This window comes from Polyangium jinanense, assembly GCF_028435365.1.
In genome coordinates, this window is the sequence record NZ_JAGTJJ010000046.1 from 37,888 (window position 1) to 62,535 (window position 24,648).

The window sequence follows — 24,648 nt, forward strand, 5'->3', positions numbered from 1 at the left end:
AAGTGGCTCGTGGGGGGCCATATCCCGGGGCGCGTCAGGCATCCCCCGGAGGGTCAACCCATGTCGTCACGATTCAAGCCCGAGGTCTATGCCATCGATTTCGGCACCACCAATTCGCTGCTGGCGGCGGCGAACGCCACGTCCACGTGCCCCCCGATCCCCCTCGACGACGCTGCGTCCGATCCGACCATCCTGCGCAGCCTGCTCTTTTTCGGCAAGAACGAGTTCTCGTGCGGCGCGGTGGCCATCCGCGACTTCGTCGCGAGCGGCATGCAAGGGCGGCTCATCCGCTCGATCAAGAAATTTCTCCCCGATCGCGGTTTCTCCGGCACGCAGATCAACCAGCGCGTCGTCACCATCGAGGATCTGATCAGCCGCTTCTTGCGGCTGATGCGTGACCGCGCGAACCGCCATTTCGACGCCGACGTCACGCGCGTCGTGCTGGGGAGGCCGGCCATGTTCTCGCTCGATCCCGAGGAGGACCGGCTCGCCCAGAATCGGCTCGAACGCGCGGCGCAGAGCGCGGGTTTCTCCGAGGTCGCCTTTTGCCCCGAGCCCGTCGCAGCCGCCCACGATTTCGAGCTCGAGCTCGATCGGCCCATGACCGTCCTCGTGGCCGATTTCGGCGGCGGGACCTCGGATTACACGGTCGTGCGGATGCGGCCGGAGGGTTTTGCGGCCTCGGACGTGCTCTCGCTCGGAGGCGTGTCCGTGGCCGGCGACGCGCTCGACGGGAGCTTGATGCGCCACAAGATCGCGCGCCATTTCGGCGCGGAGGTCACCTACCAGGTCCCGCTCGGCAAGAACCTGCTCACGATGCCGCGGGGGATCATGGAAAAGCTCTGCTCGCCGGCAGACATGGCCGTGCTGCAGCACCGGGACATGCTCGCGTTCCTGCGCGACGTGCAAGCGTGGTCGCTCGGGGACGACGACCAGCGGCGAATGGATCAACTCCTCTGCCTGGTCGAGGATTCACTCGCGTTCCAAGTGTTCGAGGCCATCGAACACAGCAAGTGCGCGCTCTCGGAGGTGACGAGAACGCAGTTCGCCTACGAATACCCGACGATGAGCATCCACGAATGGATCACCCGCGACGAGTTCGAGGCCGGCGCCGAGCGATCGATTGACGCGATCTTGCGGGCGCTCGATCGAACGCTCGAAGAGGCTGGGCTCGGCTTCGGGTCGATCGACGTGGTTTGTTGCACCGGAGGAACGGCGCGGGTCCCGCGGCTCGCGCGCGCGCTCGAAGAGCGATTCGGGCAAGGGAAGCTCCGCAAGCTGCGGAGCTTCCATTCGGTCGTGCAGGGGCTCGCGGAGCGGGCGCGGAAGATCGCGCGCGGCCTCGATTGAAGCCTCAGCCGAGGAGGGGGTGCAGCGGGACGAACCCGAGGTAGGCCTTGGCCGCCAAGGGCTCGTCCGGCGCGAGGACGAGCTTGATCCCGATCGTGGTCGATACGGGGCTCGGGGCGCGATGCTCGGGCAGGGCGAGCCGCGCGTAGGGCGGGAACCGGAGGAGGGCGTCGCGTTTGTCCGGCGTACACACTTCCCGGGTGACGAGCTCGTCGAGGATCGGGCTCCAGCGAGGATCGCCGGGGGGATGATGCAGTTCGATGCCGAGCGTCGGTAGGACACGGCCTCCGATGTCCAGGTGAAAGCCGATCCGCATGTTCGCGGGGACCATGGTGGCGAGGAGGGGTTCGAGCCGCGAGCGCGGTCCGGGCCATTCGATTCGATCCAGATAAGCCGGGAGCTCGTCCCGGGGGATTGTGGCGACGAGGCGGAGCGCGTCGATGCCGCGCGACGCGAGCGGCGCGACGTGGAGAACGCGGCCTCGGCGGGGCAATCGTTCGACGAGATGCGCCACGGTGTCGAACGTCGCGCACGGGAGCGGGCGCCCGAGCAGGAGCGAGGTCGCGCGGTCGAGGATGTCGAGACAAACAGCGCGCCCTCGTTCGTCCTGCTCCTCCGGCGGCTCTCCGTCACAGATGTGCCGCTCGATGCAGGGGAACGGGAGCGGTTGGGGTGCGGCGACGGAGTCCCCGTTCACGTCGAATTCGAGCCACAACGCAGGGACCTCGGTGTGGAGCCGCGACGCGGGATCGTCCCATTCTACGCAAAAATCGAGCACACCGCGCCACGCCCGCGCATCGAGCGCGGGAGCGCAACGCAGGAGGGCCCGAGGTCCGCCCGAACGCGCGAGCAGATACATCAGAAAATCGACCCGCGGGTTTTCCTCGAGACGGCATTCGAGGGCGATGCCGGACGCGGCCCTCGGCAGCCCTCGCGTGACGGCCTGGAGCGCGCTCCGGGCGGCGTCCACGAGCAGGGCCTCCGGGAGGAGCGTCGCGACGAGGTCGAGCATCACGTCGGGCGCGACGATCACCGCTTGCCCCCCTTCCACACACCGCCGATCTCGAAGCCGAGCTGGAGGTTCTCCAGGGGCAGCGGCGGGGCGCTCGCGCCCTCGTCTTCTCGCCGGGGATTCGCGAAGACCCAGTACACGCCCTGGTGCGCGTCCGGAGGGAGGGCGAAGCGCAGGGTGACCTTTTCTCCGCCAGGCGTGGTCTCCACTTGCCCGATTTCCCCTCGAATGTGCGTATCCCCATGACGCAGCTCACATTGGGTGAACGCGCCCTCGAGCCTGGTCGCGAACACGGTGAGGAGCAGCTCGCCGTCCCGGGCCTCCCAGAAAAAGCCGGTCACCGTTTGTCGGCCGTAGACCCAGGGCAATGGTGTCGGCCCGACAAACGCCGCGGACGGTCTCGTTCGACTTATCTCGGCCGATAATGCTGCGACGATGCGACGCCGATCGCTCGACAGCAGGATCTCCTTCTCCTCCGCGGACAGGTCCCCCCGCCGGGATACGACCGCGACCGGATCCCGCCGGTAAGCCTCCTGGATGTCCGGATCCTGCGCCAGGCTCATGATGAACGCGAGCAGCATGTGTGCCTCCCCTTGTGCCGTCGAAGAAGCGAACCGTCAGCGCGCGTGATGGTAAAATACGTAATTGGAACCCATCGTGCTCGCGAGGGTGATGTCCGGCGCCGGCGAATGCGTGTAGCGGACGCGGATCTGCTCCCCGGGCGAAAGGCGTCGCGCGAAGGAAATCCAGTTGTCGCCGGGGACCACCACGTATGCGCCGCGGCCGAGGAGAGCGCCGTCGCGGCGTACTTCGAGGATGTCCTCGACGAGCTGGGCCGAGAGCGTCAACCCGGCCTGCGGTTTTTCGATCATGAAGGACTCGACGGTCTCGACGAGGGCGCTCCGATCGAGATCCGCCACAGCAATCGCCTCGCCGACGCCGCACGTGCTGGAGGACCACGCGGGGGTCGTGTCGAAGGCGCGCGACGTTCCGAGGAAGATGACGAGCGGCGCGCCATACCCGTAAAACTGTGGGCCCCAGCGGCTCGCGAGCAGGTCGAGCGCGCCGTCGCCGTTCACGTCGGCGAGGCGGACGCCCGCGCCCCAGCCCGAGGTGTCCGAGGTCCAGATGGGATCGGCGCTGGAAAAAGGCCAGTAGGCCATCAGGCGCGAATCGCTGCCGATGCCGCCCGCGCAACTCTCGGGTGGGGGCGGGCTCGGGTAGAGGTTGCCCACATACGCGCGGGGCACGGTCGGCGGGCGCGCCTGCGCGAGCTCGTCGGGCGGGACGAAGTCCTTGTAATGGTCGTTGTAAAACGTGACGATCCCCCGACGACCGCCGATCTTCCCAACATCGACGAAGAGCGGAATGCCGCGCTCGACGCGAGCTTTCCAGGACTCCGACGTCTCGAGTTTCACGTTGCCGCCCTCGTCGAGGGTTCCCCGATACACCGGCAGCCCCCGCGCGGCGACGAGGAGATCGAGGAATCCGTCGCCGTCGATGTCTGCGAATTTCGGGGTGAGGGCGTGCATGCTGGCGTCGGATCTCCATGCAGGCGCCTCCGACAGCGTGCCTCCGTCGTTTGCATAGATCCGTACGCGCCCAGGCTCGACCTTGCCCTCGAAGGCGACGGCGACGGCGAGATCGAGGTCACCGTCGCCGTCATAATCGCCGAGCGCGGCGCCTACGCTCGAAAATTCGTCGGCCGTGTAAAAGCTGGGCGTCCGCTCGAGCGTGCCGCCGCGATTGAAGTAGACCTTGGCGTACCCCGACGTGGCCGCGTCTCTCCAGGGGCCCACCGTGACCGCGACGTCGACGAATCCGTCGAGATCGATGTCCCCCACGGCGATTCCGGTGTGGTAATCCTCGTCCTCCGAAGACCAGCTCGGCTCGCTCGGGAAGCCGCCCCGACCGTCGTTGCGATACACGGTCACGGGACGCCACGAAAGGTCGTTCCCATTGGCGACGACGAGGTCCTTGAACCCGTCGCCGTCGATGTCCGCGAGGGCGGCCCCGAGCGAATGCATTTCCGCGTCGGCGGATCGATATCCCGGCTCCGTCGGGTAGGGAGGAGCAACCGGAGGCTTGGACTCGCGGCCGCCGAAAACCGCGGGATCACGAGGCGCCGCCCCGAAGAGGGCTCCTACGAGCGCGAAGCACACCATCCCGATCCCGATCCTGGTCGCGGTGCCCCATGCCATTGCTGTCGCTCCCCATCATTCCGGCGCTTCGATCCCGAGGCCGGGCGCGAAGATCGCGGCCCAGCGATCGGGCCGCCGCACGCCGAGTTGCTCCATGACCGTATCGGCGACGGTCACGAGCGCGCGCCCGGAGTCGCCGCCGGAGAGCTCGCCCTTGCGGCGGCGCGCGCAGGCCGCGTGCAGCGCCATTTCGGCCTCGTCGAAGCCACGAATGGCGGCGTCGAGGTGGGCGAGGGCCTCGTCTTCATGCCCGCGGAGCCGCGCCACGGCGGCCCGGAGCAAGGCCGCGGAAGGGGGGGCATCGGCGCGAATCTCGCCTTCGAGCCGCGACGCGATTCGTTCGGCTTCCCGCGCGAGCCGCGCGCGGCGGCGGGGTGGCGCCTCCGCGGCGATGGCAATCGCGGTGCGCGCGCGGAGAAACAGCATGTCGATCCGGGACGGCTGCACGCGGAGCTGTTGCGACCGGACAATGGCGCCCCACGCTTGCAGGACGCGCCTGCGCGCCATGGGGGCGTGGCCCTCGTAGAGGTCCGCGTAGGCCTCGATCCGGAGCGCGTACATGTGCTGCACGTGCATGCCCCCGCGGGTCCAGGACGCGACGCCCTCGCGCACGCGGCGGCGCGCCTCCTCGACATCGTCGGCGGCGATGCGCGTGACGGCGGATGCGCTGGACGCGCTGATGGCCGCGAAAAGATTGCCGAGCGACGTGGCCTCGCGATGCCAGGCCGCAGTGCGTTCCGCGAGCTCCTTTAGACGCCCCATCGCGTCGAGGGCGATGACGGCGACGACGTGCGCCATGTTATGGTACATCGCGAGATCGAGCCTGCGGCTGCGGAGATGGCGGCCGATGGCGTCATAACGATCGAGCGCCGCTCGCCAGCGCCCCTCGATCATGGTGGTCGCCGCGCCGTACATGGAAACGGTCTCCATGACATCGGGATCGTCGCAGCCGCTCGCGATTTCCGCTGCCCGCGCGAGGAGGCGCGCCCCCTCGGCCACCGCGGACGGCCCACCTTGCAGGAGCGACAATTGCGCATACGTGCCAAGCGCCTGGGCGATCCGCGCGGGTTCGCCGGCGTCGAGCGCGAGACCGAGGCCGCGTATCAAAAACGCGCACGATCGCAGCGGATCGACGTCCGTCAGGGCCATGCTAACCGCCATGCAAACGTCGATCCGGGCGAGCACAGCCGGATCGACGTCGATAGCGTCGTGAGGCTGGAAATCGTAGCCACGACGCCGAATTCGAAGAATTCCCCGGAGGGCCATCATGGCGACGCTGGCGGTCGTCCTGGGCGGACGCAGACCGAGCCCGGGCAGGAACGTCGAGAGGACGCGGTTGCCCTCGTCCAGATGCCCGCCTACGAAAAGTTGCTCGATTGCGCGACGTCGCAAATCGAGCGCCTCGCGGGGAGGCGCTCCGTCGGCGCATTCGAGGTAAAGCTCGGCTGCTTCCCGGCAACGACCCGCGTGCGCCAGCGCGTGGGCCCGACGGACCTTGATTTCGTGCGTCGTCTCCGGGGTATCCGCGGGCCCTCCGCGCCCCCAGTCGAGTGCGAGCGCGTAAAGCTCGGCCGCATGGGCGAAGGCCAGCGCCTCGCTCGCCCGGTCGGCCGCGGCGATCGCGTAATGCGCCGCCTTGAACCTCTCTCCAGCACTCTGGAAATGCATCGCGAGCTCCTCCGGTTCGACCTCGGGCGACGTCTCCAGCACGGATGCCAAGCGCTCGTGCAGCGCGGCGAGCGCAGAGGCGTCGAGCATGGCGAGGATCGCGTCGCGGAGACGATCATGGGAGACCTCGCAGCCAGGGCGCTCATGCACGCTGCATACCCTCAGCAGTCCTGCCGAACGCAGAGGCGTCAGGTAAGCGAGCGCTTCGTCGGCGAGCTCGGCCGCCGCGAATGCGATATCCTGTTCGAGCGGGCGCCCTGCGACCGCCACGATTTCGAGGAGCCGCCTCGAGGGCGCGGGTGCCGCGCTGAGCCTCTCCCGCATCGCCTCGCGCAGATCGACCCGCGGCACGGCGCGTGGCCCGGCCGCGAGGACGTGCCGCGCGAGCTCCTCGATGGAGAAGGGATTGCCCTCCGATTCCCGCACGACGGCCCGCGCCGTCGCCTCGTCCGCCGAGGGCCCGAGGCGATCCATGGCGAGCGCGATCGCCTGCTCGTGCGTGAGCGGCCCGAGGTCCACGTCGTGGAGCCGGATCAGGCCTCCCGCCGCGGCGACGAGCTGCCCGAAACGCGCCACGAATGCGCTCCGCTCGACCTCGTCGCTGCGGTGACAGGCGAGCATGAGCATCGCAGGCGCGTCGGGCGGTGAAAGCAGCTCGAAGAGGAGCTCGGCGCTGTCGACGTCGCCCCATTGCAAGTCGTCGATGCAGAGCACGAGCGGGCCGCGCGCGGCGAGGCACCGGAGGAGGTCTTTGAGCGCCTGAAATGCACGAATTCGCGCCCTGGGCGGGTCGATGGCTTCCGCTCGGTCCTCCGCCTGCGGGGCGGGGTCGATGAGCCCGAGCACCGGGAAGATTCGCTCGAGGTCCTGCAGATTCGGCGGGACCAGGGACCGCGTTTCCTCCGGCGGGAGGTTTTTCACGTACCGCGCGAGCGCGTCCACGAGGCTATCGAGCGCCTTGTACGGCACCGATTCGCGATCATGACAGCGGCCACGAAGGACGATGGCTCCTTCCCAGCGGTGGAGCGCCGCGAGGAACGTCGATGCGAGCGCGCTTTTTCCCACGCCGGACGCGCCCGAGAGCCGGACGAGCACCGCGCGATCGGCCGAGCTCTCCCGAAATGCCTCGAAGAGCGACGCCATTTCGCGCTCGCGTCCGACGAGCGCGTGCCTTTGCCGGATCTCGACGAGCCGTGGATGCGCGACCTCGACGGGCGCCTCCGTCACCTCGAGCCGGGCAGCAATCTCCTCGTCCGACGGTCGCATCCTCGGATCGCCCCGGAGGAGCGCAAGGCAAAGCTCTTCGAGATCCTCGGGCACGTGCTCGGCAAGGATCGACGGAGGAATCGGACGGGTCGAGAGTTTCGCGTAAAGGACGTCCTCCACGCTGCCCTCGAACGGGAGGTGCCCCGCGAGCGCCTCGTAAAGCATCACGCCGACGCTGTACCAATCACTTTCGCGACGGCCCGGCTCGCCCAGGATCTGCTCGGGCGCCATGTACGCAGGCGTGCCGACGATGCCCTCGTGCAGAGCCGAAAGCTCGCCGGACGGCAAAGGCGAGAGCTCCCGCGCGAGCCCGAAGTCGAGGATCACGACCCTGTCGGCCTTCGTAAGGAGCACATTCGAGGGCTTCAGATCCAGATGCAATACGTCGGCGGCATGAAGCGCGCGGACGCCACGCACGAAGCGGGAGAACACGAACCGGAGCCGCGCGGCGTCGAGCGGACGCACGGCCGCGCGCGTGGCGACCCGATCCTCGATGTCGCGAGGAGGCTTGCGCCGCACGATCGACGCGGAGAGGTCACCCGTGCAGCCGGGCACGAAGCCGCTCAGCAAATGTTCGCCCTCGACGAACTCCATCGAGAGCGCCCAGCGGCCCTCGTCGTAGATGAGCTCGTGGAACATCACGAGGTTCGGGTGCGTGATGTCCGCGAGCACGCGGAACTCCTGCTTGAAGCGGAGCAGCGCCGCCGCGTCGTCCTGGTAGAGGACCTTGAGGGCCACCCGCGCGCCGTACCGGAGGTCGATCGCCTCGTAGACGACGCCGAAACCGCCGGCGCCGAGGTGGCGGAGGATCGAGAATCGTTCGCTCGATTGGTTCTCCTTGCGTGGATTGCGTGGAGCGCCCATGGTGTCCGCGGCGAGGAAGCGCGACGGCCTTGCGGCCCTATGGTGCTGGGAGGGTCGTTCGGCATCCGGAGGTTGCCACGAATTTCGCGCGGTCACGTCGGCCGGCTCGGTGTCCTTACTTCGCCCATCGACCCGCGCGCGTGGATCGGACAAGATTGCAGGGGATCAACATGGGTTCACGCGCAGCGCAGATCACCGAGACCATGCCTCTCCCGCCGGGCGGACGCGAGGTCGGCGCCGCCATGAGGCAGACGCGCAAATGGCCGACCCTGCTCGTTTATCATCGCGACGGCACCGAGCTCGTCGAGCTCCGGCCTGGCGTCCGGCAAGTCATCGGTCGGACGTCTCCGTCCGACGTGCAAATCGACGACGATAGTTTGTCGCGCCAGCACGCTTGTTTCACGCTGCTCGAAAGCGGGGGCGTACGCGTCGAGGATCTCGGCTCGCTGAATGGCACGTGGGTGCAGGGCGAGCGGGTGACGGAGGGCGTCGCGCGGATCGGCGACGAGGTGATGCTGGGGCGCGTGATCATCACGATCGGCGAGCGCGCGCCGGAAGCGAGCCTGCTCCCCGGGCTCCTGAGTTACGAGCGGCTCCGGAGCACGCTCGAAGACGAGGTCGTGCGGGCGCGTTTCCTCGGGCGCAACGCCGCGATTTTGATGGTGCAGGCCGGCGGCCGCGAGAGCGTGCACGTGAGCCGGTGGCTCTCGCGCGTGCAAGCGGAGCTCCGGCCCATCGACAAGGTGGGCGTTTACAGCCTCGACGCCGTGGCCGTCCTCCTGCCGGAAGCGACGCTCGGCGTCGCCTGCGACATCGCGCAAAAGATCAGCGAGCCCAAGGAGGGCGGCCCGACGCTGCTCGTGGGCGTGGCCGCTTCGCCGGAGATCGCGACGTCCGCGGAAAAGCTCCTCGAAGCCTGCCGCGCAGCCCTGCAACGCGCGGCGCCCGGGCGGCCCGTGCAATCGATGCCGGGCGGCCCGTGGACGTGGGGAAGTCCGTCGGGACAACCCAATGCGATCGAGCAGCCCGTGGTGGAGAGCGCGGCCATGCGCCAGGTCTTCATGACGGTCGCGCGGCTCGCTCGCTCGTCGATCCCGGTGCTTTTGCAGGGGGAGACGGGCACGGGCAAGGAGGTGATCGCGCGAGCCCTGCACGAACAGAGCGCCCGGCATGCTCGTCCGATGGTATGCGTGAACTGCGGCGCCATTCCGCAGCAGCTCGTCGAGAGCACGCTGTTCGGGTACGAGCGCGGCGCGTTCACGGGGGCGGTCCAGCAGCAAAAAGGCATCTTCGAGGCTGCCGAGGGCGGCTCGGTGTTCCTCGACGAGGTCGGCGAGCTGCCGCTCGCGGCGCAGGCGGCGCTCCTGCGCGTGCTCGAAACGAGGCGCGTGGCGCGGGTGGGCTCGACGAAGGAAATCGACGTCGACGTGCGGCTCATCGCGGCGACGCACCGGGATCTCGAAGCGATGGCCGCGTCCGGCAGCTTTCGATTGGATCTCCTGTTCCGCTTGAACACGATGACGCTGGACATTCCGCCGCTCCGGGAGCGCGTGGAGGAAATCGAGCCGCTCGCGATGCGCTTCTTGCAGCTCGCCAACCAGGCGAACGAGCGCCGGATCCAGCGCATCCAGCCCGACGCGCTCGCCCTTTTGCGGAGTTATCCGTGGTCGGGCAACGTGAGGGAGCTGCGCAATGCGATCGAGCGGGCCGTGGTCATCGCGGAGGGGGATTCGATCTCGGTGCACGACCTGCCCGAGCGCGTGCGCGCGCAGGGGCGGATCGGCTCGCATGCGGCGAAGGAGGTGCTCGTCGCGTCCGCGGAGCCCGCCCCGGCGAACGACGCAGGCGGGCTCCGCGCACGAATGCAAAGTTATGAGGCGCAGGCCATCGTGGAGGCGCTCCGCGCGTCGCAGTGGAACCAGACGGAGGCGGCGCGCAAGCTCGAAATGCCACTGCGGACCCTGGTGCACCGCATGAAGGTGCTCGGCATCAAAAAGCTCGGGTTCGGGACGGCCGAGCCGCCCTCGCAATCGCACCCGTCCGACGAGGGCGGAAGCGACGACGAGCCGGACGAGTGAACCCGGGCGAGCGCGCGGCGTGGGGGGCGTTCTCGAGCGCCCGCCGCGTCGCGCTGCGCTTGGTCGGGAGCTCGACGATGAACGTCGCGCCTTGTCCGGGCTCGCTCTCGACGCGGATCGACCCGCCGTGCGCCTCCGCGGCCGCGCGCGCGATGTAAAGACCGAGGCCGAGGCCGCCGAAGCGCGAAGGCGAGACGGCTCGTTCGAATCGCTCGAAAATGCGCGCTTGGTCCTCCTCGGCGATTCCGATCCCGTGATCCTGCACGACGAGCCGGGCTCCGCCCTCCACCTCCGCGACCTCGATGGCCACGGGCCTGCCTTCGCCATACACGAGCGCATTGCGGACGAGGTGCAGGACGAGCTGCTCGACCAGCATGCGGTCCCATTGTCCGCGAGGCGTGCCGGAGACGCGGATCGTGACGAGCGCGCGGGCGTCCGGGCGCTGCGCCACACGGTCGACGATATCGCCGACGAGCGCGCCCAGATCGACGTCCTCGCAGGCGATCGGGAGCTCGCTCGCCACGATTTGCGTGGCGTGCAGGAGCTCGTCGCAGAGGAGCGCCAGGCGCCCGAGCTGGCGGTCGAAGGTCTCCACCATGCTCGGAATGCGCGCCGGGACCTCCTCGGGGTGCTGCGAGAGGAGGCGACGAATGTTCTGCGCCTGAAGCCGGAGCGCGGTGACCGGGGTCAAGAGCTCGTGGGAGGCGAGCGAGATGAACTCGTCACACGGCGCCCGCATGCAAGGCGGATTTTGTCGTGCCTCGACGGGGGAGCCGGATCGGGCAGCGAGGGCGGGGGAGGGATGCCGAGCACACATGGTTGGACTCCTCGTCGGTTTTCCCTTGAGCATCGACCGTGCCACGACACGCGCCCCCTTCTTTCGCCGGATCCGCGCGTAGATCGCCATTTCATCGGGGCCGCTCGCTCGCCATTGCCTTGCGTGGTCAGGCAAGAAGCGTCAGACGCGGCCGCCCGTTCGCCGCGACGCGCGGGCAATGACGAACGCCTCTGGTTCGATGGGGACATCCACTTGTCCGTCTCCACCGGCCCCCGAACCGAGCATCGGTTTGTCCCTCCCGATTCACGCTCACCTCATTGCGCAGACCGATCGCGCGTATACCGGTACGTTCAGCGCGGGCGTCATCGTGGGGATTCCCTTGCCGCGCTGAACCGAGCGGCTGCTCGCGCCGCTCCTCGGGTGTCCGGACGCCTTGCGTGTCCTCGGACCGGCGCGGGTTATACCACCAAGGGGCGCGGCCTATACTGCAGACATGTCCAGAGGGCAGGACGAGCCCGCGACGCTCGGCCCCTACCATGTCCGAGGCATCCTTGGGCGCGGGGGAATGGGGATCGTCTACTGGGGCGAGCACCGGGACACGGGGCAAGAGGTCGCCATCAAGACCGTCGAGGCCGCCTTTGGGCAGGAGATCGCCAGCATTCGACGCGAAATCCACGCTCTCGGACGCCTCCGGCATCCCAGCATCGTCCAGATCCTCGCCCAGGGCGTCGACGACGGGCGGCCGTGGTATGCCATGGAGCTGCTCCGCGGACGCACGTTGCGCGCGCTCATCGAGGCGCGGCGCCCCGGCGAGCCCCTCTCGCCCGAGGAGCTCACGACGATCTGCAGCGTCATGCGCCGCCTCTGCGAGGCGCTGTCGTGCCTGCACGGCGCCGAGTTCGTCCACCGCGACCTCAAGCCGGAGAACATTTTCCTTCGGGACGACGGCACGCCCGTTCTCGTGGATTTCGGTATCGCCGCGAGGTTTTCCGGGACGAGCGGGCGCGACGCGCTCGAAATGGGCGTGGTGACGGGCAGCCCGCCTTATATGTCGCCCGAGCAGATCCGCGGCGATCTGGTGGACGCGCGAAGTGACCTTTATGCGCTCGGCTGCATCGTCTACGAATGCCTGACCGGTCGGCCGCCCTTCGAGGGGCACACGCCCCGCGACGTGATCGGAAAGCACCTCAGCGAGGCGCCCGCGCCGCCGTCGGCAAGCGTGTCCGGCATTCCCGCGGCACTCGATCGGCTGGTCCTCGATCTGCTCGCCAAACGACCACAGGATCGAATGGGTTATGCCGAGGACGTGGCGGCCGCGCTCGCTGCCTTCGCGCCGGCCGAGCCCACGCCGCGGTGCTGGGGGGAGCCTTATCTGTATCGACCGAGCTTCATCGGCCGGCACGACGTCGTCTTGAAGCTGCAACGGCACCTCGGCGCAGCGCGGCGCGGGGAGGGGCAGTGCGTGTTCATCGGCGGCGAGAGCGGCATTGGCAAGACACGCCTCGTCGCCCAGCTCGCCGGTCTCGCCATGCGAGCGGGGTTCACGGTGGTGACCGGCGAATGCGTCGCACTCGGCGCGCACGGGGCCGGCGCAGCGCCGCTCCATCCGTTACGCCCGCTGCTCCTCGTCATCGCCGACCATTGCCGCCGCGCAGGTCCCGAGGCGGCGGCGCGCATCCTCGGCGATCGCGCGTCCATGCTCGCGGCCTACGAGCCTGCTCTCGCCATGCTCGCGCCGGAGGCGCCGGCGGCCGAGCCCCTGTCCGCGCTGCCTTCGGCGACGGCCCGGCAGCGGGTCGTCGCGGGCTTGACCGAGACGCTGCTCGCGTTCGCCGAGACCGAGCCGTTGCTTCTGGCGATCGACGATCTGCAATGGGCGGACGAGCTCTCCCTGCGATTTCTGCGGGACCTCGTGTTTCGTCCGCTCGCGGGCCAGCGCATGCTCGTGGTGGGGACGTACCGCACGGACGAGGTGAGCGACACGCTCGCGGGCCTGCTCGCCGCGCCCCGAGCGAGCCGCGTCGAGCTCAGCGCCCTCGACGCGGCGAGCACGCGGCAGGTCGCGCGCGACATGCTCGCATTGCCGGATTTGCCCCAGGTTTTCCTCGATTTCGTGGCCGAGGCCTCCGACGGAAACCCGTTTTTCCTGGCCGAATATTTGCGCACGGCTCTGTCCGAAGGGCTCTTGTACCGGGACGCGGGCGGTATCTTCCGTGTCGCCGCGAAGGGCCAGGATCCGAGCGCCGTGCGTGCCGCGCTCGGGTTGCCGCGCTCGCTCGCGGGCCTCATCGAGCGGCACCTCGCCGGCCTCGACGCGCCGAGCCGCTGGCTCGCCCATTTATCGGCGACGCTCGGACGCGAGGTGGACGAGGAGGTCCTGCGCCGCGCCGCGGATCTGCCCGAGTCGACATTGATGGATGCGCTCGGCAGCCTGCGGCGCGCGTACGTGCTCGAGGACGGAGGCGGGGGCCGGCTCCGGTTCCTGCACGAAAAACTCCGCGAGCGCGCTTATGCCGAGATCCCCGAGGACGAGCGGAGGGACGTGCATGCGCGCGTGGGGCGAGCGCTGGAGGAGGTTTTTCCGGGCGACCAGCGAGGAGAGCACGTCGAGGCGCTCGCGTACCATTATCAGCGGAGTGGCCACATCGAAAAGGCGGCGCAATATGCCGAGGAGGCCGCGGCGAAGGCCGCGCGCGCGTACGCGCTCGACGATGCGCGGCGGCGCTACGGCGACGCGCTCGCCCTGATGGAACAACTTCCCCAGACGGAGGACGTGTCGAGGCGCCGCGTGAAGGTCACGGTGCGCTGGGCCGAGGCGTGCCTGTACGAGCCGTCGCCGCGGCAGATCGAGGTGCTCGCGGAGGCCCGGGAGATCGCGGCACGGATCGGGGATGCGAACGGGGTCGTGCGTTGCGATTACTGGGCAGGCTGGATCGCCTACGCGCTCGGTGATCATGCGGGGGCCATCCGGGTCTCGGAGCGCGCGCTCGACGAGGCGCGCGCGCTCGGCGACCACAAGCTGCATTACCAGCTCGTGCTGAACCTGGGCCAGAATTACGCCGCGGCAGGCGCCTACGACGAGGCCCTCGCGTACATCCACCAGGGCATTTCGATGAAGGAGCAATCCCCCTGGGGCGGGCGGACCGCGGGGTGCGCGTACGGCTACGGATACCTGGGCATGATTCACGGCGACCGCGGCGAATTCGCGGAGGCGCACGCCCACCTCGATACCGCGCTCGCCATCGCGGCCGAGCTCGGGCGCCGCTCGCTCGAGGGCTCGGTGCTCGTGCAGCGCGCGATGGTCGAAGGGTGGCAGGGTGCGTTCGACGCGTGCTCCGCGACGGCGGAGCGCGCGCGGCAGCTCGCCGCGGTTCTGGGCGCACCTTACGTCGCGACCATGAGCAAGACCGCCGAGGGGCTTTCGCTGTTCTCGCTCGGCAAGCGAGAGGAGGGGCTCGCGCTCCTGCGGGAAGCGGTGCAATGGATCGAGGCCACAGGGACGCGGCTCAGCGTCTCGTGGAGCTACGGCGCGCTGGCCGAAGCGCTCGCGCTTGCGGGGCAGACCGAGGAGGCAGCGGCCTCCGCGCGCGCCGCGCTCGCGCGGGCGGAGGCGGGGGATCGCATCGGTCTTTCGACGGCGCACCGGGCGCTCGCGCTCACGGCGCGCGGAGACGCGGCGCGCGAGCATATCGATGCGGCTCTCGAGACGGCGCGCCAGAAAAAATCCCCGCGCGAGGAGGCGCTCGCCCACCTCTGCGCGGCCAGGGTTTTTCGGGACGAAGGGGCGACCGCGACGGCGCGCGAGGAAGCGGACGCGGCGGTGGCCGCATTCGAGGCCATGGGAATGGTCGGGTTCGTGATCGAGGCGCGCGCGCTCCTCGCTTCGGCCGCCCTTTCGGGGAGCACGCGCGCCGCGTAGAGGTGGTCAGAGCCTCGATAGGAGCAGCGGGGCTGCGATCTCGGCCATCAGCGGACCCGCTAGAAATCGACCGATGCAGGCGTGTGAGCCGTAGCCGAAGAGCAGCGAGTGTTCGTCCGGGCGGCCCGGCTGGAACACGTCGGGCTCTTCGAGCGCCTCGTCGTCGGCCATTGCCGAGGCGAGCGAGAGGATGACCCGGCTGCCCTTCGCAATACGGGTCGCGCGGGGTGTGCCCGCAGCGAGCTCGTAATCGGTGAGCGCGGTCCTGTAGAGCAGCGACGGATAGGGGTCGAAGCGAGCGGCTTCGAGCAGGATGTCCGTCAGCCGGTCCATGTCCCGCTTCTTCGCGGCCTCGCGCGCCTTCTTGCAGGCCTCGGGCGCGCCTTGGAGGTACGTGAGGGCATGCAGGAGGGTCATCGCGGTCGGGACCATCGTCCCGGAAACGATCCCGCCCAGGATTTGACGGATGGTCATGCGGTCGAGCCCGTGCGTGGTGGAGAGCGCGAGGAGCCGGCCGAGCACGTCGTCCCCCGCGAGTTTTCCACTCGCGATCGAGAGCTCCCGCGCGCGCAGGAGCTCTTCGAGGTAATGCTGGTATGCAATGCCGGCCGCAGCGCCGGAGGCTGCACGCTCGTCGCTGGGCAGTGGGAAAAAGATGTAGGCCGACGCCACGCTCAGCCAACGGAAAAGGTCCTCGTCGGAAGGTCCGGGCACGCCGAAGTATTCACCGGCGGTACGCACCACCGAGGCGATGACGACCTGCGGAAGAAGGTCCGGCGCGCCGTTCGCGCGTCTCTCGAGGAGACCGAAGACGACGGGCGTGACGAAGCGTGCCCGCTCGAGAAGCCTCGGCAGGTCCCGAGGCCGGACGACGAGGCGCGCGAGGGATGCCTCGCGCTTGTGGCGTTCGCCGTCGAAGCCCAGGAAAAACGGGCCCACGGTGGCCGCCATGCGAGCCCCGTATTCCTGGGCCGAGAAGACCTCGGGTTTGGCGAGGACCTCCTGCACGTCCCGGAACCGCGACACGAGCACGCCGTGCGGGGTCTCGAAAATGGGCTGCTCCTTTCGCAGCGCAGCCCAGTTCTCCGCGGTGTCGCAGAAGGGCCTCCGCGCGGTCACCGGATCCAGGAGACAGGCCTCGACGCAGTCCCTCTTGTCCTCGTCGTTTTGCGCGAGCGCGTACTTCTGCAGGAACTTTTCGATTGCATCAGGCTGGGGTTTCTCCTCGTTCGTGATGTACCGGAGCGCTTCGATGCCCGGCACGAAGAAATACGCGCCTCCGCGCACCCGGACGAAGCTCGGTAGCCCGCAGAGGGTGTGGACCGAGGCGAGCTCACCGTTCGGGCCGGCTGCGGGCACGGTATACGTCCCCTGCGGGAAGGGAGAGCCGGCGACGGGATCGTGGACGGTGCTGGGCTCGCCGCTGACGTTTCCGTTGTTCAGCCATTGCTGCACGATCTCGAACTGAAGCGAGAGCGAGGCAGAGTAGGCGATGAACATGAGCCCGCGATCCACGTGGTCCTCGTCCTTTCCTTCCGGCAGCGGCGGGCCGTACGCCATCCCGCGGCGGATGAGCCGGTGCGAGCGGACGGCGGTGCGCCTCGCAACGGGCAGGGCGTCACGCGGATTCACGCGACGGATGTGGGCGCCGAACGGGCAGCGGAGCCCCTGCGGATCCTGCTCTTGATAGCCGAAATTGTCGCGCCGCTCGACTGGCATGTCGGGTTCGTCCTTGTCGGGGGCGAGCACGAGCGGCACGCCGCTCCGCCACCGGCCCATGAGCTTCGCGGCGACGAGCTCCTCGTCCATTCCGAGAATGGCCGCGTTTTTCGCGACGAAGCGGCGGAATCCGGGGACGTCCTGGCGCAACTTGCGGAGCGCGAGGTACGTGCCATTGCGGCGCAGCGCCCTCGGGTTCGGCCGAGCGGCGACGGCGCCGAAATCGTCGGGGTGATCGAGCAGGAACGCGCCGGGTTCGAGCGCGCGCCCCGGTGGTGCGTCCGTCCCGTCGCCGACGATACTGGGATTGCTGCCGCCGTCGGCGAACCCGAAATGCTCCCGCCCTCCCTCGAGCGACGCCGCCGTCTGCACGTGGAGGACGCGCACCCGAGCCGTTTCGGCCTCGGTGCGCAGTTCGCTTGCGCGCGCATCCGCCTCGGCATCGCTGCGCGCATAGACGATTGCCATCGCGTGCAAGGCCGGCGCGCCGGGGGGCAGGAGATCCCAGCGCTCGGGCGCGTCCTCGCCGACGTCGCCGAGGAACGCCGCGCGCTGCACCATTCCCTCGCGAAATTCCTCCGGGAAGCTCTCGAGCTCCTCGGCGGAGAGCCCCAGCGCCGCGAGCCCGTCGAACGTGAACGCGAGGTTCAGCGTGGAAGGCGGCCCCGGCGGCCTGGTGCGGGCCGTCGTGACTTCCGGGATCTTCGTGGCGATGAAGCGGCGCCCGGCAGGGACGTCCTCGAAATGCAGGAACAGGAAGCGCGCGTGGCGCATGTTGAATGTTTTGCCGTAGGAGAGCAGGAGGTGGCCCTGCACGTCCTCGAACTCGATCATGGAAGCTTTGTTCGTGCTCATGATTTCTCCCCCTGCAATGTCGCCATGACTTGTTCGAAATTACGCTCGATGGGCTCGATCTCGGCCGGAGCGAAGAGCCTCTGGTCCTTGAGGTCCTGGATGTTCGCGCGAACGCTGCCCGCGATCGACCGGAGGAAGCGGCTCTCCGCTACCTCGTCGATGCCGGAGAGCCGTGCGATCCCACGCTCGAGCTCGGCGAACAGCGAGACGATGTCGCCGCCGCAGCGAGCCTTGCGCCGAAATTCTTCGAATTGCGCGTGGAGCGCCTTCCACCACCGGATGTCGACGACGGTGACGCCCGGGTTCGCCTCGTAAAACCGGTCGGCCTGCACCATGTGCTGCTTCACCCACGCGACGAACGGCTCGAACTGCGCGGCTCCAGGGTATCCCTCACAATGCATCCAGATGAGGTCGAGGCCCCAGGCCATGCGGACCGAGAAGTCTTTGAGGTACGGCTCGAGCTCGCCCACGAACATCGAGACGAACAGGAGCCGCCGGCCGCCGTCGATGATGGACCACTGGCCGAAATGCACGGAATCGATGAGGTCGAGCACGCTCGGCCCCGTGTCCTTGCCGTCCGAGGACCCGTCGAGGACCACCTGGAGGCGATCGACGTACCGGAGCGCGGGGAGCGAAGGCACGAATCCCTGCAGGATCGGCGTGATCAGCACGAGCGATCGCACACGCGTCGCCGGAGCAATGGATTCCAATTCACGCATGATGTCTCCTTGTTCGTACGGGCAGATCGTCGCGGAAACTCACACCTCGGGCGTGAACCGCAGCTTCCCCGCCGGGCTGAGCTTGCGCTCGGCGAAGAAGAACTCGTCGGTCGGGTGGTGCTTTTGCCACGTCTCCTGAAGCTCGGACCATCGGGCCATCAGATCGACGAGCGCGTCCATCCGCGCCTTGGCGTGGTGAAACCATTCGTCCTCGGCGGGGCTCACGGAGCCGTACCAGGGTTTGTCGCTGCGATAGGCTTCTTGCTCCTGTTCGAGGAGATCGTGGAGCGCCTGCCTCAGGCCGTTCGTGGTAAAACTCTTGCAGAGGCGCCCCAGCTCGATTTCCATGCGGGACATCAAAAGCACCGTGCGTACCCATCGATGCTGCGGGAAGTCAAATCGTTCGAGGAAGAGCCGCGCCGCGGTGTCGCCTTTTTCGACGAGCTTGTCGATGGTCTCGACGTTCATGTCCAGGTTGAGCCCTCCTTCGTGTTTTTCGAGGTAGACCTGGGCGACTCGCTCGCGGTAGCCGGGTAGCGCGGCCTGGCTATCGTCCCGAAAGCTCTGCGCCAGCTCGAAGACCGCCCATAAAAAATCCTTCATGTCGGTGATCTCGCGGAACGTGGGGCTCGACGAGTGTCCGTCGCGCGGCTCGGGCAAGGAGACGTCGTCCCCCGGCGCGTGGTAGCCCTCCTTCGCACGCGGCGCCTTCTCCCGCAGGTTGATTCCGAAGGTCGGAAAGCGGGGGAACCAGCTATCGAAGAAGTGGATCGGGAAGTTGATCCCAATACCACCGTCGCTGAACCAGTGGCGCCGGAGCTCCCCCGATTCCTCGACGGTATACAGCGGCACCGCGCAAAGCAGCACAGGAAAACTGAGGCTCATCCGCATCGCCACGAGCACGGGCATGTGCTCGTCCATCGGGAAGACGTGATAGCCCGGCGGGAGCGCGGCGCTCTCGTGCGGAGGCGCGACGCTCACCAGGAAGCGGACCACGCTTTCGGGGAAGAGGCGCCGCATCTCGTTTTCCTCGAAGACGAACGAGCGGTCTTTCTTGAGCGTGCCGTCGAGCTCCTCCTCGGGCACCGCGCGCGGCTGCCGGACGTTGAGGTCGGAGGTGACCACCTTGAAATGAATGCCTCTCGCATGAAGCATTCCCACGGTGAGGGGGCGATCGTAGGGCAGGCCGGCCATCTCCTGGAGGCCCTCGTGCATCCATTCGGTGAGGGGGACCTGGTCATGGCGCGAGCCGTCGTCGATCGAGCCCGTGCATAAGCCGAACAGGCTCGTGCCCTCGTCGTCGTGGACGTGCCGGAGGCACGCGAGGAGCGTCCCCACGATTCCACCGAGATAGGCGAAAGAGACGAGGAAGACCCCGCAGAGGGACAACCCGAGGAGCAGGGGGAGCCACGAGAGCTCGTTCGCGACCGCCATCGTGAAGAGCGCCGCGGACGGGACCACGACCGCGAGGGAGACGAGGGCGCCCATGCGAGCGCCGCACCGCCGACCCCGCGTGTAGCCTTGGCCGGGGCAGGCCGCGCAGACGGAATCGATACCCGACTTGCGCACCTCGGTGAACAGGCGCCGAGCGGGGTGGGGCGAGCGTCTTTCCTCTCCGTTCTGCCGTTTTTGATCACGCAGCCGTTTCGTGAGGAGGAGCATTTCGAAGATGGGGCGAGCCTGCGGTGTCGGCTGGAAAAGGCCCATCAAAAAACCCTGCCGGTCGAGGTCCTCTTGCATGCGCTCGAACCGAGCGAAGCCACCACCATCGGCTCGGCCATACTCGGCCGCAGCGGCGGCCGCGGCCGCGATGGCGCCGGCCGAGGCGCCGCCAATGCAACGAAAACGACGCTTCTTGGCGAGACGGAGGACCGCTGATGGATACACCACGCCGCTGGTGATGCCGCCCTTCATCACGAGGTCACACCGGGCGCGGTCTTCGTCCGGAACGCGCCGGTAGACCTCGTTGTGATCGCCGCTCGTTCGATCATTCATACCTTTACCCCCACGCCTCACGCCGAAGGTGCAACCGTGAGGCCACGCGCGCGCCGCCGAGCGCCCCGGCGGCCGCAGCGCGTTTACCATCGCAGAAAAAAACGCGGATCAGCGCCGATCCCGTGATGCTACGGTTCGGCTGGTGTTGGGGGAGGGACGGGGAGAGGGGTGCCGAGCCTTGCGCGATCAGGCAAGGCGGAGAGCCGACGTGCGGGCCCAGAAGTCCCGCAGGATCCGGGGCACCTCGACGTGCCCGAACGAGCCGCTGCGCTCGAGCACGTGAAATTCGGCCGAGGGTGCGAACGCCAGGAAGTGGCGCGGAAGGGCGGGATGGAGCGCCCGAGGCTCCGCGGCCGCGGCGGCCTTTTCCGTGCTCATGATGGCGCTCCTCGTGAATCGTCGAGCTCCAGCTGCCGCTCTTTGTCGCGGATCTTGTGATAATCGGACAGCACCTGGGCGCGGTCCGCGTGCGCGAGGACCACGAAGCCGGGGTCCAGGCTGCCGAAGAGATCCCTCGTGGGCTGCAATCGATCGCCGTTCCGGAAGCGGATCACCGAGAAATAATGGCTCGGAAGCGCCTCGACGTCGGCGAAGATCTCCGCATTCCGCACGATCCCCGGCGTCCGGACGATCAGGAACACCACGAGGACGTGCGATTGCAGGCCGAAGCCTTCGCGGACGTGCCCGAGTCGGGCGAAATATCGCACGGTCCGGTCCACCTGGCTGTCGCCGGTCGCGACGCGGCAAAACCTCGGCTGGCCGCCGCCGTGCGGGCGCGCGCCGATCTCGATGAGCCGCGGTCCCTCGCGGGTGAGCATCAGCTCCACATGCGCCGCGCCGAACCGGATCCCGACCGCGTCGAGGACGCCACGCGTGTAGCCGATCAAGCGCTCGATCCCCGGGGTTTTAGGGGACAACCATTCCATGCGCTCGTGCACCGCCATGTGCGGGCCGTTGTCCACCTTGTGGTAGCGGCACACGTCGGTGACGGTGTGTTTGCCCTCGTAGGTGAACGTGTCCACCACGTATTCGGTGCCGTTCACGTGTTCCTGCACGACGAGCCGATCATTGACGATGCCGAGGCGGTTCGGACGACCGAGCATCGAATGAAACACCTCCCGCCAGTCTTCGCCGCGAGGGACGCGGGTCACGTCGTCCCTGCTGGCGCTCTTCGGCGGCTTGATCACGAGGTCCCGGCCGGCGAGGTTCGAGCGGCAGAGCCATGCCTCGACCTCGTCGGCGTCGCTCGTGCAGAGCTGGCGGATGATGGGCAAGCCGGCCCGGGCCACGGCCGCGGCCATGTCGCCTTTGTGGCGGCGCGCGCTCGCCTTCTCGGGGTCGTTGGCCACGTCCGGGACCACCCGGGGCGCGAGCGCGTCCGCGAGTTCCACGCCCGATTCGGAGCCCGGCAGCACGCACCGGGGGCGCAAGGCACGCAGACGCTCCACCAAGGGCTCGAGGTCCTCGGTCGCGGTGAGGATCGTCTCGAAATGCTCCGGTCTGTAGGAGGCGGCGTAAGCGGCCGGCGGCGAGGGGCTGGAGACGACCGCCACGACCGGGACGCCGGCCGCCGCGAATGCAGGCGCAAAGAGGGCGCCCGAGGAATAGGGGTCGACGATCACGGCCGGCCCATTCGGGTTACTTCGAGGCATGGTTCTCCTTCACGCAGGCGAGCCGGGCCGCCCGGCTGCAGTATCTGGCCCACGCGTCCTCGACCTGCGGACAGAGCCCTCGCGCGCGGACGGCGGAATGCACGAGGCCGGGTTCGATCACGAGGTCGACGTCGATGCGGTGCTCGCGGAGGCAGCGGGCGTAGGCTTCCGCGTCCACGCGTAGCGAATCGAGCTCCGCGCCCATCAGATATGCAGGCGGCAGGCCGTCGAAGGTCCCGCGAAGAAGCGGGGACACGTACGGATGCGCGACCTGCCAGGGATCGGGCGCGTAGCAGGCCGTGTAGTACTCATTTTCGCGGCCCGTGAGCAACTGGACGTCGGCGCCGCGGCGCCAGCGGGTGAGGTCGAGGACCGGGCTGATGAGGGCCTGGCCGCACAGTTTGGGGCCGCCACGGTCGCGGGCCATCAAGGCCACGGCGACGGCCATGTTCGCGCCCGAGCTGTCGCCGGCAATGACGATCCGGTCGGGATCGATGCCGAGCCGCGCGGCCTCGACGACGATGCCGCAAAGGGCGCCGTAGCAGTCCTCGAGGGCCGCCGGGAAGGGGTGCTCGGGTGCCAGGCGAAAATCGGGCGCAATGGTGACGAGCCCCGATCGGCAGGCGAGCTCGGCGACGACGGTGTTGTGCGTCTCCAGCGAGCCGACGACGAACCCGCCGCCGCGAATGTAGACGAGCAGGCCGCGTCCCACCGGGGAGCGCGGGCGATACACGCGAATCGACAGGCGCCGCCGCCCGTGGGCGACCACGTCGTCGGTGATGATCACGTCCGGCGGCAGCTCGTACGGGAACTCGAGGGTGAGCCCGAGATAGAGGGCACGCTGCTCCGCGAGGGGGCGCGTGTAGAAATCGGGGGGCATGGCCCGGTTGTATCGGTCGATGAAGGTTTGGAGGCCAGCGGCGAGAGGCATTCAATCCTCCTCGGGGGCGCTCGGAGCGCCGGTGGGGGTCGAAGGGCAGGGGGGAGAGGACGCGGCGACGCGCGGTGGCCCAGCGCTGAACCGGGCCATCGCGAATGCCGCAGCGGAGCAGGGCAAGTGCGGGGGGCGAGGCAGGTGTCCTTGGCCTGCGTATTCGTGCGATTGCTATTGCCTGCCTCCCGCGGCTTTCGGGGACTCCTCCGGGCGCAGCTTGATCGCGCGCGCGGCTACCTCGGCGCCGGCGGCGCACTCCGCCGTTGTTTTTCCGGCCGTAACGACGTACGCGTATCGGCTGGTGACGTGCCCGGCCGGCGGCAATTCGAGGCGCTGCCCGGGCGCCGCGAGGGCGGCTGCGACGTTCACGGAGGCCGGCAGCGCGGCCTTGTCCATGTCCACGGCGCCTACGACCGTGTCCTCTGCCGGATAGAGGAAATGCACGGACGCGACCCGCAGCCGGATCGGCATGGCGCGCGGCGGGCGGCCACAAGCCACGTCCACCGCGACCTGCCCCGGGTCGATGCCGGACGCGACCCAGCCGACGTAGGGAATGAGGTCGTCGCCCAGGCGGGCGTTGATTTCGATCACCTTGGGGCCGGCGTCGGTCAGGCGGAGCTCGGTATGCGTAATCCCGGTCCGGAAGCCGACGGCCCGGTGTGCCGCGTCGAGCACACCGAGCAAGGCCGGGTCGAGGAGCAGCGGATCGGCCGCGTTCACGACATGCCCGATTTCCTCGAAATGCGGAGGGAAGCCGAGGATCTTGCGCGCCACGAAGAGCGGGATCGGCCGGCCGTTCACCCACGCGGCGTCCACGCTGATCTCCGGCCCTTCGAGGTATTCCTCGACGAGCACGCTCGCATCGTCATGGGGTACGCCGTCCTCGGTCGACGTCCGGGCATGGTGATAGGCCGCGGCGAGTTCGTCCGGGCCCTCGACGCGGCTCACGCCGATGCTCGCGCCGAGCGCGCGCGGCTTGACCACGACCGGATACCCAATCCGAAAGGCCGTCGCGGTCGCCTCCTCGACGGAGGAAACCAGCTTGGAGATCGCTTGCGGCACGGAGGCCGCGGCCAATGCGCTGCGGGTCTGGTGTTTGTCGCGGCACCGGGCGACCGCGACCGGGTCGGTGCCCGGCACGCCGAGCGCCTCGGCGACGCGGGCCGCGTGCACCATGCGGATCTCGTCCCAGCAGATGACGCCGTCGATCGGGACCATGGCCGCGACCGCGCGGGCGGCGGTGATCATGGCCTCCGCGTCGAGCGTGTCGACAATCTTGGAATCGGTGATGTACGACCGTTCCCAGGAGGGCTCCCGGTCGAGGAAGAGAACCACCCGCGCGGCCTGCGAGATCATCCGCAAGAGATATTCGCGGTAAAGGTGATACCCGCTGCTCACGAGGAGGACGGTGGGCCGGCCGCTCGGGTCGGCATTCGGATGGGCCTCGAGCATCGTGATCTCCTTGTTTTCTCGTTGGAGTCTGGCCCCTCGGCGCCCGCGTACTCAAGCGTCGTGCCACCGGGCCCCGCTCCCCGTTCGGGCCACGATCCGGCACGTTTGTCGATCCATGATCGGCCGAACGAACCCCGCCTGCTTGCATGATCGAGCAAGTTCCTGCAAGGCCACGCAAAACGATGG

At 68.6% G+C, this 24,648-nt stretch carries 15 protein-coding genes; 3 read left to right on the top strand and 12 right to left on the bottom strand.

The window, feature by feature from the left end:
• The first annotated feature begins 60 nt into the window (after window positions 1-60).
• Window positions 61-1,350: an Hsp70 family protein gene (locus KEG57_RS41470; protein WP_272459526.1), complete on the top strand. Its 1,290-nt coding sequence runs from the start codon at window positions 61-63 to the stop codon at window positions 1,348-1,350.
• Window positions 1,351-1,354: 4 nt separating this feature from the next.
• On the opposite strand, the gene KEG57_RS41475 is transcribed toward KEG57_RS41470, so the two are convergent.
• Genes KEG57_RS41475 through KEG57_RS41490 form a run of 4 tightly spaced genes read right to left on the bottom strand, consistent with a single transcriptional unit; the run spans window position 1,355 to window position 8,361 of the window.
• Window positions 1,355-2,383: a hypothetical protein gene (locus KEG57_RS41475; RefSeq protein ID WP_272459527.1), complete on the bottom strand. Its 1,029-nt coding sequence runs from the start codon at window positions 2,381-2,383 to the stop codon at window positions 1,355-1,357.
• Window positions 2,380-2,943 carry a hypothetical protein gene (locus KEG57_RS41480; protein ID WP_272459528.1) on the bottom strand — a complete coding sequence of 188 codons (564 nt, stop codon included), beginning with the start codon at window positions 2,941-2,943 and terminating at the stop codon, window positions 2,380-2,382. The genes KEG57_RS41475 and KEG57_RS41480 overlap by 4 nt, the downstream gene beginning before the upstream one ends.
• A 36-nt stretch (window positions 2,944-2,979) precedes the next feature.
• Window positions 2,980-4,527, bottom strand: coding sequence for an FG-GAP repeat domain-containing protein (locus tag KEG57_RS41485; RefSeq protein ID WP_272459529.1), 1,548 nt, complete (start codon window positions 4,525-4,527; stop codon window positions 2,980-2,982).
• 51 nt (window positions 4,528-4,578) lie between these two features.
• Complete coding sequence (locus tag KEG57_RS41490; RefSeq protein WP_272459530.1) at window positions 4,579-8,361, bottom strand: serine/threonine-protein kinase; 3,783 nt, start codon at window positions 8,359-8,361, stop codon at window positions 4,579-4,581.
• A 170-nt stretch (window positions 8,362-8,531) separates the two neighbouring features.
• On the opposite strand from KEG57_RS41490, the gene KEG57_RS41495 reads away from it, so the two are divergent.
• Window positions 8,532-10,439, top strand: a complete 1,908-nt coding sequence (locus tag KEG57_RS41495) for a sigma 54-interacting transcriptional regulator (protein WP_272459531.1) — start codon at window positions 8,532-8,534, stop codon at window positions 10,437-10,439.
• On the opposite strand, the gene KEG57_RS41500 is transcribed toward KEG57_RS41495, so the two are convergent.
• Window positions 10,351-11,178 carry a sensor histidine kinase gene (locus tag KEG57_RS41500; protein ID WP_272459532.1) on the bottom strand — a complete coding sequence of 276 codons (828 nt, stop codon included), beginning with the start codon at window positions 11,176-11,178 and terminating at the stop codon, window positions 10,351-10,353. The genes KEG57_RS41495 and KEG57_RS41500 overlap by 89 nt on opposite strands.
• 532 nt (window positions 11,179-11,710) lie before the next feature.
• On the opposite strand from KEG57_RS41500, the gene KEG57_RS41505 reads away from it, so the two are divergent.
• Window positions 11,711-15,136 (top strand): serine/threonine-protein kinase, encoded by a 3,426-nt coding sequence (locus KEG57_RS41505; RefSeq protein ID WP_272427361.1) that lies wholly within the window; start codon window positions 11,711-11,713, stop codon window positions 15,134-15,136.
• Window positions 15,137-15,142: 6 nt separating this feature from the next.
• Here KEG57_RS41505 and KEG57_RS41510 read toward each other — a convergent pair whose 3' ends face one another.
• The 7 genes from KEG57_RS41510 to KEG57_RS41540 all read right to left on the bottom strand — a co-directional run bounded on the left by KEG57_RS41510 (window position 15,143) and on the right by KEG57_RS41540 (window position 24,462).
• On the bottom strand, window positions 15,143-17,710 hold the full coding sequence (locus tag KEG57_RS41510; RefSeq protein ID WP_272459533.1) for a cytochrome P450: 2,568 nt from the start codon (window positions 17,708-17,710) through the stop codon (window positions 15,143-15,145).
• Window positions 17,707-18,429: a hypothetical protein gene (locus tag KEG57_RS41515; protein ID WP_272459534.1), complete on the bottom strand. Its 723-nt coding sequence runs from the start codon at window positions 18,427-18,429 to the stop codon at window positions 17,707-17,709. Before KEG57_RS41515 ends, KEG57_RS41510 begins: the two co-directional genes overlap by 4 nt.
• Window positions 18,430-18,468: 39 nt before the next feature.
• Window positions 18,469-20,424 carry a patatin-like phospholipase family protein gene (locus tag KEG57_RS41520; protein ID WP_272427365.1) on the bottom strand — a complete coding sequence of 652 codons (1,956 nt, stop codon included), beginning with the start codon at window positions 20,422-20,424 and terminating at the stop codon, window positions 18,469-18,471.
• A gap of 186 nt (window positions 20,425-20,610) precedes the next feature.
• The gene (locus KEG57_RS41525; protein ID WP_272427367.1) at window positions 20,611-20,802 is read right to left on the bottom strand and encodes a hypothetical protein; all 192 of its coding nucleotides are present in this window, start codon (window positions 20,800-20,802) and stop codon (window positions 20,611-20,613) included.
• On the bottom strand, window positions 20,799-22,076 hold the full coding sequence (locus KEG57_RS41530; protein WP_272427369.1) for an ATP-grasp domain-containing protein: 1,278 nt from the start codon (window positions 22,074-22,076) through the stop codon (window positions 20,799-20,801). The genes KEG57_RS41525 and KEG57_RS41530 overlap by 4 nt, the downstream gene beginning before the upstream one ends.
• The gene (locus tag KEG57_RS41535) at window positions 22,063-23,007 is read right to left on the bottom strand and encodes an alpha/beta hydrolase (RefSeq protein ID WP_272427371.1); all 945 of its coding nucleotides are present in this window, start codon (window positions 23,005-23,007) and stop codon (window positions 22,063-22,065) included. Before KEG57_RS41535 ends, KEG57_RS41530 begins: the two co-directional genes overlap by 14 nt.
• Window positions 23,008-23,181: 174 nt before the next feature.
• Window positions 23,182-24,462, bottom strand: coding sequence for an ATP-grasp domain-containing protein (locus tag KEG57_RS41540; RefSeq protein ID WP_272427373.1), 1,281 nt, complete (start codon window positions 24,460-24,462; stop codon window positions 23,182-23,184).
• Window positions 24,463-24,648 lie beyond the last annotated feature (186 nt).

What these genes read in the sequence shown, in the direction of transcription:
- KEG57_RS41470 (WP_272459526.1), top strand. Translation starts at nt 61, where the DNA reads ATGTCGTCACGATTCAAGCCCGAGGTCTATGCCATCGATTTCGGCACC.
- KEG57_RS41480 (WP_272459528.1), bottom strand. Translation starts at nt 2,943, where the DNA reads ATGCTGCTCGCGTTCATCATGAGCCTGGCGCAGGATCCGGACATCCAG.
- KEG57_RS41485 (WP_272459529.1), bottom strand. Translation starts at nt 4,527, where the DNA reads ATGGTGTGCTTCGCGCTCGTAGGAGCCCTCTTCGGGGCGGCGCCTCGT.
- KEG57_RS41490 (WP_272459530.1), bottom strand. Translation starts at nt 8,361, where the DNA reads ATGGGCGCTCCACGCAATCCACGCAAGGAGAACCAATCGAGCGAACGA.
- KEG57_RS41495 (WP_272459531.1), top strand. Translation starts at nt 8,532, where the DNA reads ATGGGTTCACGCGCAGCGCAGATCACCGAGACCATGCCTCTCCCGCCG.
- KEG57_RS41500 (WP_272459532.1), bottom strand. Translation starts at nt 11,178, where the DNA reads ATGCGGGCGCCGTGTGACGAGTTCATCTCGCTCGCCTCCCACGAGCTC.
- KEG57_RS41505 (WP_272427361.1), top strand. Translation starts at nt 11,711, where the DNA reads ATGTCCAGAGGGCAGGACGAGCCCGCGACGCTCGGCCCCTACCATGTC.
- KEG57_RS41510 (WP_272459533.1), bottom strand. Translation starts at nt 17,710, where the DNA reads ATGAGCACGAACAAAGCTTCCATGATCGAGTTCGAGGACGTGCAGGGC.
- KEG57_RS41515 (WP_272459534.1), bottom strand. Translation starts at nt 18,429, where the DNA reads ATGCGTGAATTGGAATCCATTGCTCCGGCGACGCGTGTGCGATCGCTC.
- KEG57_RS41520 (WP_272427365.1), bottom strand. Translation starts at nt 20,424, where the DNA reads ATGAATGATCGAACGAGCGGCGATCACAACGAGGTCTACCGGCGCGTT.
- KEG57_RS41525 (WP_272427367.1), bottom strand. Translation starts at nt 20,802, where the DNA reads ATGAGCACGGAAAAGGCCGCCGCGGCCGCGGAGCCTCGGGCGCTCCAT.
- KEG57_RS41530 (WP_272427369.1), bottom strand. Translation starts at nt 22,076, where the DNA reads ATGCCTCGAAGTAACCCGAATGGGCCGGCCGTGATCGTCGACCCCTAT.
- KEG57_RS41535 (WP_272427371.1), bottom strand. Translation starts at nt 23,007, where the DNA reads ATGCCTCTCGCCGCTGGCCTCCAAACCTTCATCGACCGATACAACCGG.
- KEG57_RS41540 (WP_272427373.1), bottom strand. Translation starts at nt 24,462, where the DNA reads ATGCTCGAGGCCCATCCGAATGCCGACCCGAGCGGCCGGCCCACCGTC.